This window comes from Kitasatospora sp. NPDC015120 (genome assembly GCF_043080305.1).
GTDB lineage: Bacteria > Actinomycetota > Actinomycetes > Streptomycetales > Streptomycetaceae > Kitasatospora.
Genome location: NZ_JBIBVJ010000002.1, coordinates 563219 through 581515 on the forward strand (window position 1 = coordinate 563219; position 18297 = coordinate 581515).

The 18297-nt window shown below is 71.2% G+C and carries 15 protein-coding genes; 7 read left to right on the top strand and 8 right to left on the bottom strand.

The window, feature by feature from the left end; all coding sequences use genetic code 11:
* Positions 1 to 198: 198 nt before the first annotated feature.
* Positions 199 to 1395 carry a mannose-6-phosphate isomerase, class I gene (gene manA / locus ACF1AK_RS07300; protein ID WP_391497758.1) on the top strand — a complete coding sequence of 399 codons (1197 nt, stop codon included), beginning with the start codon at positions 199 to 201 and terminating at the stop codon, positions 1393 to 1395.
* Positions 1396 to 1472: 77 nt separating this feature from the next.
* On the opposite strand, the gene ACF1AK_RS07305 is transcribed toward manA, so the two are convergent.
* Positions 1473 to 2903, bottom strand: coding sequence for an acyltransferase family protein (locus tag ACF1AK_RS07305; RefSeq protein WP_391498040.1), 1431 nt, complete (start codon positions 2901 to 2903; stop codon positions 1473 to 1475).
* A gap of 115 nt (positions 2904 to 3018) precedes the next feature.
* Entirely contained in the window at positions 3019 to 4500 is a 1482-nt protein-coding gene (gene dnaB / locus ACF1AK_RS07310; RefSeq protein ID WP_380294421.1) for a replicative DNA helicase, read from the bottom strand.
* 591 nt (positions 4501 to 5091) lie between these two features.
* Here dnaB and ACF1AK_RS07315 point away from each other — a divergent pair.
* Positions 5092 to 6417 carry an MATE family efflux transporter gene (locus ACF1AK_RS07315; RefSeq protein WP_391497759.1) on the top strand — a complete coding sequence of 442 codons (1326 nt, stop codon included), beginning with the start codon at positions 5092 to 5094 and terminating at the stop codon, positions 6415 to 6417.
* A gap of 131 nt (positions 6418 to 6548) precedes the next feature.
* Here ACF1AK_RS07315 and rplI read toward each other — a convergent pair whose 3' ends face one another.
* The 4 genes from rplI to rpsF form a co-directional block, all read right to left on the bottom strand.
* Entirely contained in the window at positions 6549 to 6995 is a 447-nt protein-coding gene (gene rplI, locus ACF1AK_RS07320) for a 50S ribosomal protein L9 (protein WP_380294405.1), read from the bottom strand.
* A 17-nt stretch (positions 6996 to 7012) separates the two neighbouring features.
* Complete coding sequence (rpsR, locus tag ACF1AK_RS07325) at positions 7013 to 7249, bottom strand: 30S ribosomal protein S18 (RefSeq protein WP_030304537.1); 237 nt, start codon at positions 7247 to 7249, stop codon at positions 7013 to 7015.
* Between the two features lie 77 nt (positions 7250 to 7326).
* A complete protein-coding gene (locus tag ACF1AK_RS07330; protein ID WP_391497760.1) occupies positions 7327 to 7929 on the bottom strand; it encodes a single-stranded DNA-binding protein in 603 nt (200 codons plus the stop codon).
* A 96-nt stretch (positions 7930 to 8025) separates the two neighbouring features.
* A complete protein-coding gene (gene rpsF / locus ACF1AK_RS07335; protein WP_350570360.1) occupies positions 8026 to 8316 on the bottom strand; it encodes a 30S ribosomal protein S6 in 291 nt (96 codons plus the stop codon).
* Between the two features lie 298 nt (positions 8317 to 8614).
* On the opposite strand from rpsF, the gene ACF1AK_RS07340 reads away from it, so the two are divergent.
* The 3 genes from ACF1AK_RS07340 to ACF1AK_RS07350 all read left to right on the top strand — a co-directional run bounded on the left by ACF1AK_RS07340 (position 8615) and on the right by ACF1AK_RS07350 (position 11292).
* A complete protein-coding gene (locus tag ACF1AK_RS07340; RefSeq protein WP_350543136.1) occupies positions 8615 to 8914 on the top strand; it encodes a hypothetical protein in 300 nt (99 codons plus the stop codon).
* Between the two features lie 167 nt (positions 8915 to 9081).
* The gene (locus ACF1AK_RS07345) at positions 9082 to 10200 is read left to right on the top strand and encodes a peptidoglycan bridge formation glycyltransferase FemA/FemB family protein (protein WP_344329973.1); all 1119 of its coding nucleotides are present in this window, start codon (positions 9082 to 9084) and stop codon (positions 10198 to 10200) included.
* Between the two features lie 57 nt (positions 10201 to 10257).
* A complete protein-coding gene (locus tag ACF1AK_RS07350; protein WP_391497761.1) occupies positions 10258 to 11292 on the top strand; it encodes an alanine racemase in 1035 nt (344 codons plus the stop codon).
* Between the two features lie 19 nt (positions 11293 to 11311).
* Here the strand turns inward: ACF1AK_RS07350 and ACF1AK_RS07355 are convergent, their stop codons facing one another.
* A complete protein-coding gene (locus ACF1AK_RS07355; protein ID WP_391497762.1) occupies positions 11312 to 12925 on the bottom strand; it encodes a glycosyltransferase family 87 protein in 1614 nt (537 codons plus the stop codon).
* Between the two features lie 180 nt (positions 12926 to 13105).
* On the bottom strand, positions 13106 to 15724 hold the full coding sequence (locus ACF1AK_RS07360) for a transglycosylase domain-containing protein (protein WP_391497763.1): 2619 nt from the start codon (positions 15722 to 15724) through the stop codon (positions 13106 to 13108).
* 508 nt (positions 15725 to 16232) lie between these two features.
* Between ACF1AK_RS07360 and ACF1AK_RS07365 the strand changes: the two genes are divergently transcribed.
* Both ACF1AK_RS07365 and ACF1AK_RS07370 read left to right on the top strand, forming a co-directional pair.
* Positions 16233 to 16931, top strand: coding sequence for a helix-turn-helix transcriptional regulator (locus tag ACF1AK_RS07365; protein ID WP_391497764.1), 699 nt, complete (start codon positions 16233 to 16235; stop codon positions 16929 to 16931).
* A 127-nt stretch (positions 16932 to 17058) separates the two neighbouring features.
* Positions 17059 to 18141 carry an inositol-3-phosphate synthase gene (locus tag ACF1AK_RS07370; RefSeq protein WP_391497765.1) on the top strand — a complete coding sequence of 361 codons (1083 nt, stop codon included), beginning with the start codon at positions 17059 to 17061 and terminating at the stop codon, positions 18139 to 18141.
* Positions 18142 to 18297: the final 156 nt, after the last annotated feature.

The window sequence follows — 18297 nt, forward strand, 5'->3', positions numbered from 1 at the left end:
CTACTACCGAGCCCTCGGACGGACCTTCCCGCCGAGGCACTCCCGGCCGGCGCCCGGCGTTTCCCCGGCGGGGGTACGGGTCGGCTAGGGTCGATGCCCGGCCTTTGCCCGGATGCCCGAACCCGTCCGCCCCCGCCTGCGGCCGCCTGACGGCGGCGAGGCCCACCAGCCACTGCAGCAAGGAGCAGGACCACGCCCATGGACAAGCTCGTCAACACCGTCCGCCCCTACGCCTGGGGGTCGGTCACCGCGCTCCCCGGGCTGCTCGGGCAGGAGCCGACCGGCGAACCGCAGGCCGAGCTGTGGATGGGCGCCCACCCCGGGGACCCCTCGCGGGCGGACCGGGGCGAGGGGCCGCGCCGGCTGGACGAGCTGATCGCCGCCGACCCGGAGGGCGAGCTGGGCGCCGCTTCGGTGGCCCGGTTCGGCCCCACCCTGCCGTTCCTGCTGAAGGTCCTCGCCCCGGGCATCCCGATCTCCATCCAGGCCCACCCCTCGCTCGACCAGGCCCGGGCCGGCTACGCCGCCGAGAACGCCCTGGGGATCCCGCTGGACGCCCCGCACCGGAACTACCGGGACGCCAACCACAAGCCCGAACTCATCTGCGCGCTCGGCGACTTCGACGGCCTCTGCGGCTTCCGCCGGCCCGCCGACGCGGCCGCGCTGCTGGCCGCCCTCAAGGTGCCCGCGCTGGAGCCGGTGATCGGCCTGCTGGGCGCCGAGGACGAGTCCGAGGCGCTCAGCCGCGCGCTGGCCGCCGCCCTCACGCTGTCCGGCCCCGAGGCCGCGGCGGCCGTCCGGGACACCGCCGAGGCGGTCGGCAAGGCCGCCGCCGACGACCCGGACGGGCCGTACGCGCCGTACACCCGGATCGCCCGGGACTTCCCGGGGGACGCCGGGCTGATCGCCGGTCTGCTGCTCAACCACGTCCGGCTGCGCGCCGGCGAGGCGCTCTACCTGGGCGCCGGCGTCCCGCACGCGTACCTGCACGGCCTCTGCGTCGAGCTCCAGGCCAACTCGGACAACGTGCTGCGGGCCGGGCTCACCCCCAAGCACATCGACGTGCCGGAGCTGCTCCGGGTGGTCGAGTTCGCCTCCTGCGCGCCCGCCCCGCTGCTCCCGGTCGCGGTCGACGGCACGCCCGGCGAGGAGCTGTACCCCGTGCCGATCGACGAGTTCCGGCTCTCCCGGTTCGTCCTGGACGGCCGCGAGCGGACGGTCGGCGGCGAGGCCCCGCAGATCCTGCTCTGCACCGCCGGCGCCGTCCGGCTGACCGCGGCGGACGGCACCGTGCTGGAGCTGGCCCGCGGCGAGTCCGCCTTCCTCCCCGCCACCGGGACGGCGACCCGCCTGGCCGGCGCCGCCACCGTCTTCCGCGCGACCGTCACCCTCTGAATCCGGCCCCCGGCCGGGCCGCGGAACGGCGGCGCCGGGCGCCGGGGCGGGTGCCCGACGCCCGGCGCGCCGTCCGGTCAGTCCGTCCTGGCCGGGCCCGAGGGGCCCGTGCCTGCGCCCACCAGGGCCGGCTCCGCCGGCTCCGCGGCCTTCGCCGGGCCGGCAGCCGCAGTGGCCGGTGCCGGGTGCTCCAGGAGCTGCGGGGGCCACTTCCGGTTCGCCGCCTTGGTCAGCTTGCGGCCCAGGTTCTGGAAGGGCACCTCCACCAGCCGGTACACCACCCAGCAGACCACCAGCAGCACCGCCACGTACATGGCCACCCACGCCCACCGCTCGGCGAACGGCATCTCGGCCAGCTTCTGCCAGTAGTACTTGGGGTGCCAGCCGAACCGCCACAGCAGGAACCGCTTCACCGGCCAGTGCAGCAGGTAGACCGAGAAGCTCACCGCGCCCAGCCAGACCATCGGGCGCGGCCAGCGCCGCTTGCGCAGCAGGAAGAAGAGCCCGAACGACGCCCACGCCCCCAGGTAGGCGTAGGTGAAGGCCTCCCAGGTGAAGGTCGAGGTCGCGTCCGCCCACGCGCCCCGGTTGTAGATCCACCCCACCAGGGCGCCCGCCACCACCACGAAGCCGACGGACAGCCAGGCCTCGATGCGCTCGATCTGCCCATGCTGCGCCCGGTAGACGACCGTGCCCGCGAACATCGTCGCGAAGATGGTGAAGGTCTCGAACGCGGGCACCCGGGCGTTGTTGAACACCAGGTACAGGCTGAGCCCGCCCAGCAGCAGACCGCCGGTCCGGGCCAGCGAGGCATTGCCGCTGAGCATGCAGAAGACGCCCATGACCACAACGACCAGCGCGGCGGTCACCAGGTTGTAGATCTCCTGGTTGGTGCTCTGCAGGCTGTGCGAGGGGATCCAGACGCCCATCACCAGGGCGATCGCACCCGCCCCGACCGCGATCGGCGTGCTTCGCCGGTGCCAGCCGAACGCGAAGAGGCTGCTGACGAAGAAGTAGAAGAGCATCTCGAACGTGAGCGTCCAGCTCACGCCGAAGCCGTTCACCACGCCCAGGACGTCGGTCAGCATCAGGCCGTTGCCCGCCAGCCAGAGCTTGTCGTGGTGGTAGCCGTCGAAGGTCAGGACCTGGTAGGCGTCCGGCAGGATGAACTCGGACAGCAGCATCGCCACGATCAGCGCGGGGTAGATCCGGAAGATCCGGCCGATCCAGAACGCCCGGACGTCACCGCGGCGCTCCAGCGAGGCCGGGATGATGTAGCCGCTGACGATGAAGAACGCGATGACCCCGTAGAAGCCGAGGTCGAAGTGGGCCGTGATCGTGTCGCCGTACGGGACGATCCTCAGGATCTCGAAGTGATGGGCCGCGACGGCCAGCGCCGCGATACCCCGCAGCGCGTCCAGCCAGCCGAGTCGGTTCGCCGACGGGGGTGCGGATCCGGCGGCGGCTGCTCCGGTGGCCTCTCGTCGAGAGCGGGATCTAAGTGTCATCACGCGCCGGAGGCTAGCCCATGCCCTGAACAGGCTTCGCACCACCCCTTCGTGAACGTCCGTACACGAGCCCCGCGCCACCGCCGGGCCGGGGCGAATCCCCGGCCCGGCTCCGTCAGTCCCGGGTCATGTCGACGAAGCGCGAGTAGTGGCCCTGGAAGGCCACCGTGATGGTGGCGGTCGGGCCGTTACGGTGCTTGGCGACGATGAGGTCGGCCTCGCCCGCGCGGGGCGACTCCTTCTCGTAGGCGTCCTCGCGGTGCAGCAGGATGACCATGTCGGCGTCCTGCTCGATCGAGCCGGACTCACGCAGGTCGGAGACCATCGGACGCTTGTCGGTGCGCTGTTCGGGGCCACGGTTCAGCTGGGAGAGCGCGATCACCGGCACCTCCAGCTCCTTGGCCAGCAGCTTCAGGTTCCGCGACATGTCGGAGACCTCCTGCTGGCGGTTCTCGGCCCGGCGGGAGCCGCCGGACTGCATCAGCTGGAGGTAGTCGATGACGATCAGCTTGATGTCGTTGCGCTGCTTGAGCCGGCGGCACTTGGCGCGGATCTCCATCATCGACAGGTTCGGCGAGTCGTCGATGAACAGCGGCGCCTCGCTGACGTCCGGCATCCGGCGGGCGACCCGGGTCCAGTCGTCGTCCGTCATGGAGCCGGAGCGCATGTGGTGCAGCGCCACCCGGGCCTCGGCGGAGAGCAGGCGCATGGCGATCTCGTTGCGGCCCATTTCGAGCGAGAAGATCACGCTCGGCAGCTTGTTGTGGATCGAGCAGGCCCGGGCGAAGTCCAGCGCCAGGGTGGACTTTCCCATCGCGGGCCGGGCCGCGATGACGATCATCTGGCCGGGGTGGAGCCCGTTGGTGAGCGCGTCGAAGTCGGCGAAGCCGGTCGGGACGCCGGACATCTGGCCGTTGCGGGAGCCGATCGACTCGATCTCGTCGAGCGCGCCCTCCATGATGTCGGCGAGCGGCGCGTAGTCCTCGTTGGTGCGCTGCTCGGTGACGGCGTAGATCTCCGCCTGGGCGGCGTTGACGATCTCGTCGACGTCGCCCTCGGCGGCGTAGCCCATGCCGGCGATCCGGGTGCCGGCCTCGACCAGCCGGCGCAGCACCGCGCGCTCGTGCACGATCTGCGCGTAGTACTCGGCGTTGGCGGCGGTCGGGACGGAGTTGACCAGGGTGTGCAGGTAGCCGGGGCCGCCGACCCGCTGGAGCTCGCCGCGCTTGGTCAGCTCGCCGGCCACCGTGATCGGGTCGGCCGGCTCGCCGCGCGCGTAGAGGTCGAGAATCGCGCCGTGCACCAGCTCGTGGGCGGGCCGGTAGTAGTCGGCCGGCTTGAGCACCTCGACCACGTCGGCGATGGCGTCCTTGGAGAGCAGCATGCCGCCGAGGACGGACTGCTCGGCCGCGAGGTCCTGCGGGGGGACGCGCTCGAAGCCGTCCAGGCCGCCGCCCTCGCCGCCCTCGTCCTCGCCGCCCTTGCGGCGCTTGCCGCCGTCGCGCTGGAAGCCGCCGGAACCGCCGGGGCCGCCCTTGCCGCCCTTCTGGAAGCCGCCGCCCTGGCCCTGGCCGCCGCGGCCGCGGGAGACCGGCAACCGGTCGCCGGGGCCGTCCGGGAACGGGGCGTCGGCGAAGGCGCCGACCGGGAAGGGGTCGTCGCCGCCCTGCCAGTCGTCCTCCGGCGGCGGGGCGTCGTGGTCGTCGTACTGGGGGCCGGTCACGCGTGTTCCCCGATCAGCGAGTGGTGCGAGTTGGAGCGGGTCTTGCCGGTGGCTGGGATGGTGCGGGACCCGACTCCGCGCCACCGCATTTTCTACGCCACCGCTCCGACAAATCGGACGCCGGGGCGGATGGGAGTGTCGGGCGGAGGGCCCACGCTAAGGCGCCGGACGGCCTTCAGCCAAGGCGGTTATCCACAGGGGGTGTGGACGAGCGGCCCTCCGCTGTGGAGAAGTGCCGCAAACCTGTGGACGCCCCTGTGGAAAGCCCTGTGGATAACCAGACCATCGATCCACCGTCAACCCGCTGACCTGCGCTTCCCCCGTCCCGGGCCTGTGCATGAGAAATTCTTCACACGGAGTCGGGTGGCGGTGGACACACACGTGGACGTCCCGCTCGCGCGCTCGTACGAGTAAGTGACACTAGTGGGTAGCATCACTTACCTGTGGATGAGTAGCCTGGTTCCCATGACCCTCACCACCGACCGCCGCCGGCACGACCGGGAGATCCTCGCCCTCGCCGTCCCCGCCTTCGGCGCCCTGGTCGCCGAGCCGCTCTTCCTGATGGCCGACTCGGCGATCGTCGGCCACCTCGGCACCGCCCAGCTGGCCGGCGTCGGCGTGGCCTCGGCCGCGCTCACCACCGCCACCGGGGTCTTCGTCTTCCTCGCCTACGCCACCACCGCCGCGGTCGCCCGCCGGATCGGCGCCGGCGACCGCCGGGCCGCGATCCAGCAGGGCGTCGACGGCATCTGGCTGGCGCTGGCGCTCTCCGTCGGCGTGGTCGCGCTGACCCTGCTGCTCGCCCCGCAGGTGGCCGACGCGCTCGGCGCCTCCCCGACGGCCGCCCCGTACGCCGTGACGTACCTGCGGATCAGCGCGCTGGGCATCCCGGCGATCCTCATGGTGATGGCCTCCACCGGCGTGCTGCGCGGCCTCCAGGACACCCGGACGCCGCTGTACGTGGCCGTCGCGGGGTTCGCCGCCAACCTCGGGCTGAACGCCGGCCTGGTGTACGGCGCCGGGCTCGGGGTGGCCGGCTCGGCCTGGGGCACGGTGATCGCCCAGACCGGCATGGCCGCCGTGTACGTGTTCGTGGTGGTCCGCGGCGCCCGCCGGGAGCGGGCCTCGCTGCGGCCGGACCCGGCCGGGATACGGGCGAGCGCCCGGGCCGGCGGGCCGCTGATGGTCCGTACCCTGAGCCTGCGCGCCATCCTGATGATCGCCACCGCGGTGGCCGCCGGGCTCGGCGACGACGAGATCGCCGCGCACCAGATCGCCATGACGGTCTTCCTGTTCATCGCCTTCGCGCTGGACGCCATCGCGATCGCCGGCCAGGCCATCATCGGCCGCTACCTGGGCGCCGGGGACGTCCCGGGCACCAGGGCCGCCACCCGCCGGATGATCGAGTGGGGCATCGGCTCCGGCGTGGTGCTGGGCCTGCTGGTGGTGGTCGCCCGGCCGCTGTACGTCCCGCTGTTCACCCCGGACCCGGCGGTGCAGCACCAGCTGAACACCGTCCTGCTGCTGCTCGCGCTCTGCCAGCCGGTCTCCGGCCTGGTCTACGTCCTGGACGGCGTGCTGATGGGCGCCGGGGACGGCCCGTTCCTGGCCTGGGCGATGCTCGCCACGCTGGCGGTCTTCGCGCCCGCCGCACTCGCCGTGCCGGCCAGCGGCACCGGGCTCGCCGGGCTCTGGTGGGCGATGAACCTCTTCATGCTGGTCCGCGGCGGCTTCCTGGCCTGGCGGGCCCGGGGCGGCCGGTGGCTGGTCACCGGCGCCGTGCGGAGCTGAGCGGCCGTTCCCGGCCCGCGGCCCGCGAACGGACCGAGGGCCGGGAACGACCGAGGGCCGGTCCCCCGCGAAGGGGGACCGGCCCTCGGGCCACTGCCGAGGAGCTGACGCTACCGGCGGGTGGTCGTGGCTCAGGCGGCGACGACGGCGACGTCCAGGTTGGCCTGGACGTCCGAGTGCAGCTTGACCGAGACCTTGTGGGTGCCCACGGTCTTGATCGGCGAGGCGATCGCGACGGCGCGCTTGTCGACCGCCGGGCCGCCGGCGGCCTTGATGGCCTCGACGACGTCGGCCTGGGTCACCGAGCCGAACAGACGGCCGGCCTCGCCGGAGCGAACGGCCAGCTTGACCTGGACGCCCTCCAGCTTGCCCTTGACCTCGTTGGCGGCCTCAAGGGTCTGGATCTCGTGGATCTTCCGGGCACGACGGATGGCGTCGACGTCCTTCTGACCGCCCTTGGTCCAGCGGATGGCGTAGCCGCGCGGAACCAGGTAGTTGCGGGCGTAGCCGTCCTTGACCTCGACGACCTCGCCGGCCGAGCCCAGGCCCGGCACCTCGTGGGTGAGGATGATCTTCATTGTTCGGTCACCCTCTCTTAGCGCGCGGTGCTGGTGTAGGGCAGCAGCGCCATCTCACGGCTGTTCTTCACGGCCGTGGCGACGTCACGCTGGTGCTGGGTGCAGTTGCCGGTGACCCGGCGGGCACGGATCTTGCCGCGGTCGGAGATGAACTTCCGCAGCAGGTTCGTGTCCTTGTAGTCAACGTAGTTGACCTTGTCCTTGCAGAAGACGCAAACCTTCTTCTTCGGCTTGCGAGCAGGCGGCTTCGCCATTGTGTGCTCCATTGGGGTTCACGGCCGGGCGGGCGTCTCGCGACGCCCGCGGCCAGGCCGCACGAAATCTGTCAGCTCTAGAACGGAGGCTCTTCCGAGAAGCCGCCACCGGACGGGGCACCCCAGCCGCCGCCACCCTGGTTGCCACCAGAGGGAGCGCTGGACGCCCAGGGGTCGTCGGAGGGGCCGGACTGGCCGCCGGAGTTTCCACCCCAGCCGCCGCCCTGCTGGCCGCCACCGCCGCCGCCCCAGCCACCGCCCTGGCCGCCGCCCTGCGGGCCGCCGCCGAAGCCGCCGCCCTGGGGGCCGCCGGACCGGTTGGCCCGGGTGACCTTCGCGGTCGCCGAGCGCAGGCTCGGACCGACCTCGTCGACCTCGACCTCGAAGACCGTCCGCTTCTCGCCTTCCTTGGTCTCGTAAGACCGCTGGCGCAGCCGGCCCTGCACGATGACGCGCATGCCGCGCTGGAGCGATTCGGCCACGTTCTCCGCGGGCTGCCGCCAGACGTTGCACGTGAGGAAGAGGCTCTCGCCGTCCTTCCACTCGTTGGTCTGACGGTCGAAGGTGCGGGGAGTGGACGCGATGCGGAACTTCGCGACCGCCGCACCCGACGGGGTGAAGCGCAGCTCGGGGTCGTCGACGAGATTGCCGACGAGGGTGATGACGGTCTCGCCTGCCATGGTGGTGATGACCTCTCGGGAAGATGTCCGTTCACCGCTGTTTCACGTGAAACAGCGGTCGCGAGCTACCCGAGACCCGAAGGCCTCAGAGGTGGCTCAGTGGGTGTCCGGGCGCAGGACCTTGGTCCGCAGAACCGACTCGCTCAGGCCCAGCTGGCGGTCGAGCTCCTTGACGACCTCAGGCGTGGCCTGGAGGTCGATGACCGAGTAGATGCCCTCGGACTGCTTGTTGATCTCGTAGGCCAGACGGCGGCGACCCCAGGTGTCGATCTTCTCGACCTTGCCGCCCGCGTTGCGGACGACAGCCATGAAGCTCTCGATCAGGGGGGAAACGGCGCGCTCCTCGACCGAGGGGTCGAGGATCACCATCACCTCGTAGTGACGCATGAGTAACCCACCTCCTTTGGACTCAGCGGCCACGGTCTCTCCGTGGCAGGAGGGTTGTGCAGCGTCGGCACCGGAGCAGTGACGACACGGCCACCGTAGCGGCCGGGTCCGACAGTGCCTCCTCGTTCACCCGGAAGAGGGCAGAGGAGGGCACACCTACACCAGTGCAGACGACACACCCTACCCGCACCCGGACGGACGAACAAAACGCATAGGGGTTGTGAGACCCGCCCAACCGCCGCAATCTGGACGGAACGGGTTTCCCGCCCGTTCGTCTCCCCCGCAGGAGGTGGGACTCATGGCCCAGACCGTCCACCGCATGCCCGCCCTCACCCTGAACACCGACGGACACCCGCACCCGCGGGAGAACACCCTGGTCGGCCTCACCGCCGTGCTGGGCGCGATCTCGTTCATCACGTCGTTCTTCCACAACCTGCACCTGCTGACCTCGTGGACCGGCCTGTTCGGGATCGTGACCGGTCTGCTGGGGATGTACGTCTCCGTCACCACGGCCGAGCGCTTCGTCCTGATGATCACGCTCGGCGCCTCGGCGATCGGCTTCTACCTCGGCATCGCACGCGGCGGTCTGTGGGGTTAGTCCCGCTCCCCCGAGGAACCCCGGGCGCCCCCGTGGCGTACTTGTCTTCAGACGGACGGGTACGCGGCGGGGGCGCCGCCGTGCCCGCGGCCGACGGGACCCCGGACGATAGGGTCACCCCGAGAAGACGGGGCCCACCGCAGCCCGACCGACGAGGAGCACCGAGCATGAGCCTGCGCCTGAGGACGATCACCCGCGAGGAGCACCTCGCCTTCATCAGGAGCCGCGCCTCGGCGAGCCACATGCAGGTGCCGTCCTGGGGCGATGTGAAGGCCGAGTGGCGCTCCGAGTCGATCGGCTGGTTCGACGAGGCCAACCAGCTCGTCGGCGCCGGCCTGGTGCTCTACCGGCAGCTGCCCAAGCTCAAGCGCTACCTCGCCTACCTGCCCGAGGGCCCGGTCATCGACTGGTTCGACCGCGACCTCGACCGCTGGCTGCAGCCGATGCTGGCGCACCTGAAGTCCCAGGGCGCCTTCTCGGTGAAGATGGGCCCGCCGGTGGTCATCCGCCGCTGGAACGCCCCGACCATCAAGGAGGCCATCGCCGCCAAGCAGGCCAAGCGCCTGCGCGACGTCGAGGCCGACTGGTACGAGCCGCGCGCCTTCGAGGTGGCCGACCGGCTGCGCAAGGCCGGCTGGCTGCAGGGCGAGGACGGCGGCGCCGGCTTCGGCGACGTCCAGCCGCGCTACGTCTTCCAGGTGCCGCTGGCGAACCGCTCGCTGGACGACATCCAGAAGGGCTTCAACCAGCTCTGGCGCCGCAACATCAAGAAGGCCGAGAAGAGCGGCGTCGAGGTCGTCCAGGGCGGCTACGACGAGCTGCCGGTCTTCCACCAGCTCTACCTGGTGACCGCCGAGCGCGACAAGTTCACCCCGCGCCCGCTGGCCTACTTCCAGCGGATGTGGAAGGCCCTCACCGCCGAGGACCCGAACCGGATGCGGCTGTACATCGCCTACCACGAGGGCGAGCCGCTGGCCGCGACCACGATGCTGGTCGTCGGCGAGCACGTCTGGTACTCCTACGGCGCCTCGGCCAACCACAAGCGCGAGGTCAAGCCGTCGAACGCGATCCAGTGGCGGATGATGCGCGACTCCTACGCCCTGGGCGGCGGGGTGTACGACCTGCGCGGCATCTCCGACACCCTGGACGAGAACGACCACCTGTTCGGCCTGATCCAGTTCAAGGTCGGCACCGGCGGCCAGGCCGCCGAGTACCTCGGCGAGTGGGACTTCCCGCTCAACAAGCTGCTGCACAAGGCCCTCGACCTCTACATGTCGCGCCGCTGAGCAGCCCGCTCCGAGCCACCGAGCAGCCGTGCCCAACACCCCCTGGGAGATGACCCGATGACGCTGTCGCTCTACCTCGACACCGAACGCTGGCGCACCCACCAGCGCTCCGTCCTGGCCGAGTTCCCCGGCCTGGTGCCGGTGGCGAAGGGCAACGGCTACGGATTGGGCAACCACCGCCTGGCCGAGGAGGCGACCCTCCTCGGCACCGGGGTGCTGGCGGTGGGCACCGCCTACGAGGCCGCCGACGCGGCCGAGTGGTACGGCGGCGAGCTGCTGGTGCTCACCCCCTACCGGGTGGGCGAGGAGGCGCTGCCGCTGCCGCACGCCCGGGTGATCCGGACGGTGGCGAGCCTGCCGGGCCTGCGGGCGCTGCACGGCGCCCGGGTGGTGGTGGAGTGCATGACCACCATGCGCCGGCACGGCGTCTCGGCGGCCGACCTCCCGGCCGTCGCCGCCGAGCTGGAGGGCGTCGCGTTCGAGGGGCTCGCGCTGCACCTGCCGATGGACCGGCCGGACGGCTCCAGCCCGGTCGAGGAGGTCGCGTACTGGGTGGAGACCGCCCGGGCCGCCGGCATCCCGGTGCACACCGTGTTCGTCAGCCACCTCGGCGCGGCGGGCATGGAGCAGCTGGCCCAGCGCTTCCCGGACACCGTCTTCCGGGCCCGGATCGGCACCCGGCTCTGGCTGGGCGACCACGGCGCGCTGGAGGTCCGGGCGACGGTGCTGGACGTCACCCCGGTGCGCAAGGGCGACCGCTACGGCTACCGCCAGCACCCGGCGCCGTCCGACGGCCACCTGCTGGTGGTCGCCGGCGGCACCGCGCACGGCATCGGGCTGGAGGCGCCCAAGTACGTGCAGGGCATGTCCTCGCGCGCCAAGGGCATCGCCCGGGCCGGCCTGGCGACCGTCAACAAGACCAAGTCGCCGTACCACTGGGCCGGCAAGCAGCTCTGGTTCGCCGAGCCGCCGCACATGCAGGTCTCGCTGCTGCTGCTGGACGGCGACGCCGAGCCGCCGGCGGTCGGCGACGAGCTCGGCCTGCAGGTGCGGCACACCACCACGCACTTCGACCGCGTGGTGGACCGCTGAGTCCTGCCGGTCGCGCCGGTCAGTCCTTCCCGGGCGGTTCCACGCCGGCCGGCTCCCCCGGGGCCGCGTCCGCGACGGCCGGTTCCACGACGGCCGCGTCCGCGGCGGCCGGTTCCGCGGCGGGCGGCTCGTCGAGCCACGCCTCGGGGCCGGCCGGTGCGTACCCGGCGTAGCTCTCCTCCTCGCGCAGCCGGCGGGCGGCGCCGAGCACGAAGACGTCCGGGGCGCCGTCGAGCACCCCGCCGGACGGGTCGTCGCTGCCGTCCCAGCGCACCGGGTCGCGGTCCGGCAGCAGGATGTCCCGGACCACCATGCCGACCAGGTAGAGCGTGCCGAGCAGGTGCAGCACGATCGCGAAGTGGTACCAGGACTCGCCGATGCCGTGCTGCTTGGGCCCGGTGACGAAGCCCAGGTGGGACCAGATGCCCAGGGTGTAGAGCACCTCGCAGGCCTGCCAGATCAGGAAGTCCCGCCAGCGCGGCCGGGCCAGCACCGCGAGCGGCAGCAGCCAGAGCACGTACTGCGGCGAGTACACCTTGTTGAACACCACGAACGCGGCCACCACCAGGAAGGCCAGCTGGGCCACCCGCGGCCGGCGGGGCGCCGCGAGCCCGAGCCAGGCCACTCCCGCGCAGCTCAGCAGCATCAGCACGGCGATGAAGGTGTCGAGGTTCGCCAGCCCCACGCCCCGGCTCTGCATGAGGATCAGCCAGAGCGAGCCGTAGTCCTCGGTGCGGTGCTTGCTGAAGACGTAGAAGGCCGACCAGCCCTGCCAGTTGGCGATCATGATCGGCAGGTTGACCAGCAGCCAGGCGCCGACGGCCCCGCCGAGCAGCGCCCGCAGGTCCCGCTTCCGGCCGGCCCGCCAGCAGAGCACCAGCAGCGGCCCGAGCAGCAGCACCGGATAGAGCTTGGCGGCGGTGGCCAGGCCGATGAACACCCCCGCCCAGGCCGGCCGGGAGCCGGACCACCAGGCCAGGGCGACCGCGGCCAGCGCGACGGCCAGCAGGTCCCAGTTGACGGTGGCGTTGAGCAGCAGGGTCGGCGCCAGGGCGAACATCAGCGCGTCCCAGGGGCGGCGCCGGTGGGTGCGGGAGAGCGCGACCACGGCGACCACCGCGCAGGCCATCAGCAGGCCGGCGTTGATCGTCCAGAACCAGCGCTCCTGGTCCTGCGCGGCGCCGCCGCCGGGCGTCAGCCAGGCCGCGATCTGCATGAAGAGCCCGGTCAGCACCGGGTACTCCAGGAACTGGAGGTCCCCGCTGGTGCCCGGGATCCGGTCCACGTACGGGTGCAGGCCGGCCGCGAAGCCGCGTCCGGAGAACAGGTGCGGGATGTCGCTGTAGCAGGCGTGCACGTACTGCGGCGAACCGGGCTGGAACCAGGCGGCGTTGTAGCAGGGCAGCTTCTGCGCCATGCCCAGCACCGAGACCACGATCACCACCAGCGCCAGGAAGCGCGCCGGGATCCACCAGGAGACGCCGAGCAGCGCGCGCCGTCCGGGCGGGCCGCCGATCACCTCGCTGCCCGCCGCCGCGACCGGATCCTCGTCCGCCGGCACCACCACGGTGTTGGCCTGCGGACCGGACGCCGGTGCGGGCGGGGCCTCTTCGTCACGAACGCTGGACGTCATGGCGGACATCCTGCCGCACCCCGGCCGTCCGTACGAGGAGGCCCCTGCCCCTTTTCCCCGGCCCGGCACCGCTCGCCGGACCGGCGGCCGCCGGGCTACCGGCACGAATCGCTCCGAATGCGGCGAAACGGCGGTGGGAGGCTCCGTGGAGCCTCCCACCCCCGTTCCGGTCACCCGTTCCTAGGGAGCCGCCACCCCGTTGCCGCCGGTGGCCGACGGGGGCGAGGTGCTGGGCTTCGGCGGTCTGGTGGTCGGGCCGCCGGTCGATCCGCCGGCTCCGCCACCCGGGTCGGTGGTCGCCGGGGGCGGGGTCTGCGTGGCGCACCCGATCGGGAGCAGGCAGCTGGGCGACGGGCTGGTGCCGCCGCCACCGCCGCCGTTGGTGCCGCTGCCGTTGCCGCCGCCACCGCCGCCGGTGGTCGTGCCACCGCCGGTGTCACCGCCGCCGGTGCCGCCACCGCCACCGGTGGTGCCGCCGCCGTTGCCGCCGCCGGGGTTCGGGTTGGTCTTGGTCGGGGCCGGCTGGGTGGGCACGGTGCCCGGGCAGTCGACGCCGGGGACGCAGGCCGGCTGGGTGGCCACGGGCTCGGCCGGCTGCCCGGCGTTCGGGTCCGCCGGGGCGGTGGGCGCGGTCTCGGTCGCGGTCGGCGTCGGCACGGCGCTCGCGGTGCTGGGCGCGCCCGAGGAGTCGACCTGCGAGCCGACCGGCTGCGGGGTCGGGAAGTCCATCTTCTTCTCGTTGGCCAGCGCGGCCTTCATGTACCGGGTGAAGACGTCCGCCGGGACGTCACCACCGTGGACCGAGTCCTTGCCGCCGGTGCCGTTCAGCGAGAGCCGCCCGGGGTGGGCGGAGTCCTCGCGCCACATCGCCACGCTGGTGGCCAGCTGCGGGGTGTAGCCGACCCACCAGGCCGACTTGTTCTCGTCGGTGGTACCGGTCTTGCCGGCCACCGGGCGGCCCAGGCTGTTGGTCTTCTTGCCGGTACCGTTCTTCGCCACGTTCACCAGCACGTCGGTGACGTTGTCGGCGACGGCCGGCTCCAGCGCCTGCTTGGTCTCGTGCTTGCCGAAGCCGGGCCGCTCCTTGCCGTCCATCAGCACCTTGGTGACCGAGTACGGCTCGGCCTGCTTGCCGCTGGCGGCGAAGGTCGCGTAGGCGTCGGCCATCCGGATCGGGCTGATGGTGGAGACGCCGAGCGGGAAGGTCGCCGTCTTCGACTCCTTCTCGATGCTCTCCTTGCGGATGCCCATCGCCTCGGCGATCTGCAGGACGTTCTGGCCGCCGACGTCCTGGTTCAGCTGGACGAAGGGCACGTTGTAGGAGTACTGCATGGCCATCCGCAGCGAGACGTAGCCGCGCCGGCCCTTCTCCTCGTTCTTCTGCCGGTAGGGCTTGCCGTCGTCCCCCATCAGCAGCGAGCCGTCCGGCTTGCGGATCTCCGACATGTCGTCGGAGAGGTAGCGGCTGTCGGCGTTGATCCGCTTCGGCTTGCCCTTGTCGTCGGTCGCGGTCTGCACACCGGTCTGCATGGCGGTGGCCAGCACGAAGGGCTTGAAGGTCGAGCCGACCTGGACGCCCTGGGCGTCGGCGTTGTTGTCGTGGTGGCCGTTCTCCACGCCGTCACCGCCGTAGATGGCGACGATCGCCCCGTCGTTGGGCACCACGCTGGCCGCGCCGAACTGGACGAAGTTGTCGTTGTCCGGGCGCTTCTGCGGGTTGAGGGTCTCGGCCCTGACGTCGTCCACGGCCTTCTTCAGGGCGTCGACCTTGTCCTTCTGGAAGGTCGTGTAGATCTTGAAGCCGCCCTTGTCGATCGCCCGCTGGTCGATCGTCGGGTCCTTGGCCATGACGAACTTGTTGGCAGTCTCGACCAGGTAGCTGATCTGGCCGTTCATGTTGGCCGGGGGGACCTGCTTGATCGGCTGGGGGAAGGTGGTGCACTTCGCCCGTTCCTCGGGGGTGGTGTTCTTGGTCTCCACCATCCGGTCGAGGATCCACGCCCAGCGCTCCTCGGCGCGGGCCTGGTTCGCCTTGATCGTCGGGTCGTAGTACGACGCGCCCTTGAGCAGGCCGGCCAGCATGGCGCTCTGGCACAGGTCGAGGTCCTTGGCGTTGACGCCGTAGTACGCCTGGGCGGCGGCCTGGGCGCCGGTCGCGCCGCGGCCGAACCAGCTGGTGTTCAGGTAGCCCTTGAGGATGTCGTCCTTCTCGAACTCCTGGTTGACCTTCAGGGTGATGAAGAACTCCTTCACCTTGCGGGAGAGCGTCTGCTCCTGCGTCAGGTAGGCGTTCTTCACGTACTGCTGGGTGATCGTCGAGGCGCCCTGGGTCTCGCCGCCCTTGGCCATGTTGACGACGGCGCGCATCATGCCCTTGGGGTCGATGCCGCTGTCGGTGCGGAAGGTCGCGTTCTCCGCCGAGATGACCGCGTTCTGCAGGTTGGGCGAGATGTCGGCGAGCTCGACGATCTGCCGGTTGGTCTCGCCCTTGCGGGCCATCTCCGTGCCGTCGGCCCAGAAGTAGATGTTGTTCTGGTCGTCCACCATGGCGTTGAGCTTGGGGATCTCGGTCGTCTGGTAGACGAAGAAGATCCCGCCCACGCAGGCCGCGGCGAAGAGCAGGACGGCGCTCAGCCACTGCCGCCAGGACGGCAGCCAGCGGCGGACGCCCTGCTTGCCGAAGCGCGGGTAGTCGATGAACCGCTTCTTGCCGGGGCCGGCCGCCGCCGCACCCCCGGCCGCCGCTCCCCCGCGCCGGCCGCCCTTCTGCGCCGCCTTGCGCATCTCGGCGCGGGTCATCCGGGGCTGCTGCGCGGTGTCCCGACCGCCCTGGGGTCTGCGCCGGCGGATGCCCTCCGAACCGAGTTCGTCACGCCCGGCGCCCTCCGGACGCCCGTTGTCTCCGCCCGGGGGACGACCGTCGCCACCTGGCGACCTGCGCCGTCGTTCGCTCATGTTCCAGCTACTCCTCGCCAGGCCGGTCGAGCCTGAAGGCAGGGTCCACGTCCGATGCCCGCAACCGACCTAACCCCGGAGGTGGTCCTCGTGCACACGCGACAGCGTACGCAGCCCGGAAACCGAACCAATCGGGCATCAACTGCCAATCACCGCAAAACGGCAGCAGATCATTACACGCCCGTTGCCAAGCACACCCGCGCGTCGCCTTGTGATCACATTCACGCGCGCCCCTCTTGCCCGTTCGGGGAGCCAGGTTTACTGTTCTCGATATATCGAGCCGATACATCGGAACGGCATACCGCCGGACGAGGCGGGTCGCGGACCGGCCGGAGAAGGGAGGACGACGGCAGTGGGCAGGCGCTCAGGAGTGCTGGAGTTCGCCGTTCTCGGACTGCTCCACGACGCCCCGATGCACGGGTACGAGCTGCGCAAGCGGCTCAACGTCCTGCTCGGCTCGTTCCGCGCGTTCTCCTACGGGACGCTCTACCCCTGTCTGAAGAACCTGGTGGCCCAGGGCTTCCTGGTCGAGGACAACCCGGAGGCCGAGTACGTCCCGGCCACCGCGCTCAACGGCAAGCGGTCCAAGATCGTCTACCGGCTCTCCGCCGAGGGGAAGCAGCGGTTCGAGGAACTGCTCGCCGACTCCGGCCCGGACGCCTGGGAGGACGAGCACTTCGGCGTGCACTTCGCCTTCTTCGGCCAGACCGACCGGGCCGTGCGGATGCGCGTGCTGGAGGGCCGCCGCAGCCGGCTGGAGGAGCGCCTGGAGCGGATGCGCAACTCGCTCGCCCGGGCCCGCGAGCGGTTCGACGACTACACCGTCGAACTGCAGCGGCACGGACTGGAGTCGGTGGAGCGCGAGGTCCGCTGGCTCAACGAGCTGATCGAGACCGAACGCGCCAACCGCACCGGCCGGACCGGCCCGTCGGCCGGCGCGACCGGCCCCGCAGGACCCAAGACTTCGGACGGCCGAGGCCAGGAGGACGGGTCCGCGGACCCGCCCGGGCCACCGTACGACCGCCCGGGGCGCTCCTCCCAGGAGCGCTGACACCGCGTCAGCCCTGTGCCGCGCGGCAGGAGTGGGCGCGTCACGCGCCCGTCAGCAGTCATCGAAGAAGCAGGACGAGTCCCGCCGATCCCCGGCGGCGCTCATGAGATCACAGGGAGCAACCGGAATGGGTTCGGTTCGCGTAGCCATCGTGGGTGTGGGCAACTGCGCCACGTCGCTGGTGCAGGGTGTCGAGTACTACAAGGACGCCGACCCGGCCGGCAAGGTCCCCGGGCTGATGCACGTCCAGTTCGGTGACTACCACGTCCGTGACGTGGAGTTCGTCGCCGCCTTCGACGTCGACGCCAAGAAGGTCGGCCAGGACCTCGCGCACGCCATCACGGCGTCCGAGAACAACACCATCAAGATCTGCGACGTGCCGCCGACCGGCGTCACCGTCCAGCGCGGCCACACCCTCGACGGTCTGGGCAAGTACTACCGCGAGACCATCGAGGAGTCCGACGAGGCCCCGGTCGACGTCGTGCAGGCCCTGAAGGACGCCCAGGTCGACGTCCTGGTCTGCTACCTGCCGGTCGGCTCCGAGCAGGCCGCCAAGTTCTACGCCCAGTGCGCCATCGACGCCAAGGTCGCCTTCGTGAACGCCCTCCCGGTGTTCATCGCCGGCACCAAGGAGTGGGCGGACAAGTTCACCGAGGCCGGTGTGCCGATCGTCGGTGACGACATCAAGTCCCAGGTCGGCGCCACCATCACGCACCGCGTGATGGCCAAGCTGTTCGAGGACCGCGGTGTCATCCTCGAACGCACCATGCAGCTGAACGTCGGCGGCAACATGGACTTCAAGAACATGCTGGAGCGCGAGCGCCTGGAGTCCAAGAAGATCTCCAAGACCCAGGCCGTCACCTCGCAGATCCGTGACCGCGAGCTGGGCTCCAACAACGTCCACATCGGCCCCTCGGACTACGTGGCCTGGCTGGACGACCGCAAGTGGGCCTACGTCCGCCTGGAGGGCCGTGCGTTCGGCGACGTCCCGCTGAACCTGGAGTACAAGCTGGAGGTCTGGGACTCCCCGAACTCCGCCGGTGTCATCATCGACGCCGTGCGCGCCGCGAAGATCGCCAAGGACCGCGGCATCGGCGGCCCGATCCTCTCCGCCTCCTCGTACTTCATGAAGTCCCCGCCGGTCCAGTACTTCGACGACGAGGCCCGCGAGAACGTCGAGAAGTTCATCCGCGGCGAGGTCGAGCGCTGAACCGAGCGCTGAACCGCACGCCGGAACGGACGCCGTGCCCGAGCACCCCGGGGCACTGAGTCCGGTCCGCCCGGGCACCGGACGGGCCCACGGTCGACGACCGTGGGCCCGTTCACCTCGTCCCGGGGGATGTTTCACGTGAAACACCGGCCCCTT

What these genes read in the sequence shown, in the direction of transcription:
- ACF1AK_RS07315 (WP_391497759.1), top strand. Translation starts at nt 5,092, where the DNA reads ATGACCCTCACCACCGACCGCCGCCGGCACGACCGGGAGATCCTCGCC.
- ACF1AK_RS07305 (WP_391498040.1), bottom strand. Translation starts at nt 2,903, where the DNA reads ATGACACTTAGATCCCGCTCTCGACGAGAGGCCACCGGAGCAGCCGCC.
- ACF1AK_RS07345 (WP_344329973.1), top strand. Translation starts at nt 9,082, where the DNA reads ATGAGCCTGCGCCTGAGGACGATCACCCGCGAGGAGCACCTCGCCTTC.
- manA (WP_391497758.1), top strand. Translation starts at nt 199, where the DNA reads ATGGACAAGCTCGTCAACACCGTCCGCCCCTACGCCTGGGGGTCGGTC.
- ACF1AK_RS07350 (WP_391497761.1), top strand. Translation starts at nt 10,258, where the DNA reads ATGACGCTGTCGCTCTACCTCGACACCGAACGCTGGCGCACCCACCAG.
- rpsR (WP_030304537.1), bottom strand. Translation starts at nt 7,249, where the DNA reads ATGGCGAAGCCGCCTGCTCGCAAGCCGAAGAAGAAGGTTTGCGTCTTC.
- ACF1AK_RS07355 (WP_391497762.1), bottom strand. Translation starts at nt 12,925, where the DNA reads ATGACGTCCAGCGTTCGTGACGAAGAGGCCCCGCCCGCACCGGCGTCC.
- rpsF (WP_350570360.1), bottom strand. Translation starts at nt 8,316, where the DNA reads ATGCGTCACTACGAGGTGATGGTGATCCTCGACCCCTCGGTCGAGGAG.
- ACF1AK_RS07340 (WP_350543136.1), top strand. Translation starts at nt 8,615, where the DNA reads ATGGCCCAGACCGTCCACCGCATGCCCGCCCTCACCCTGAACACCGAC.
- ACF1AK_RS07370 (WP_391497765.1), top strand. Translation starts at nt 17,059, where the DNA reads ATGGGTTCGGTTCGCGTAGCCATCGTGGGTGTGGGCAACTGCGCCACG.
- ACF1AK_RS07360 (WP_391497763.1), bottom strand. Translation starts at nt 15,724, where the DNA reads ATGACCCGCGCCGAGATGCGCAAGGCGGCGCAGAAGGGCGGCCGGCGC.
- rplI (WP_380294405.1), bottom strand. Translation starts at nt 6,995, where the DNA reads ATGAAGATCATCCTCACCCACGAGGTGCCGGGCCTGGGCTCGGCCGGC.
- ACF1AK_RS07330 (WP_391497760.1), bottom strand. Translation starts at nt 7,929, where the DNA reads ATGGCAGGCGAGACCGTCATCACCCTCGTCGGCAATCTCGTCGACGAC.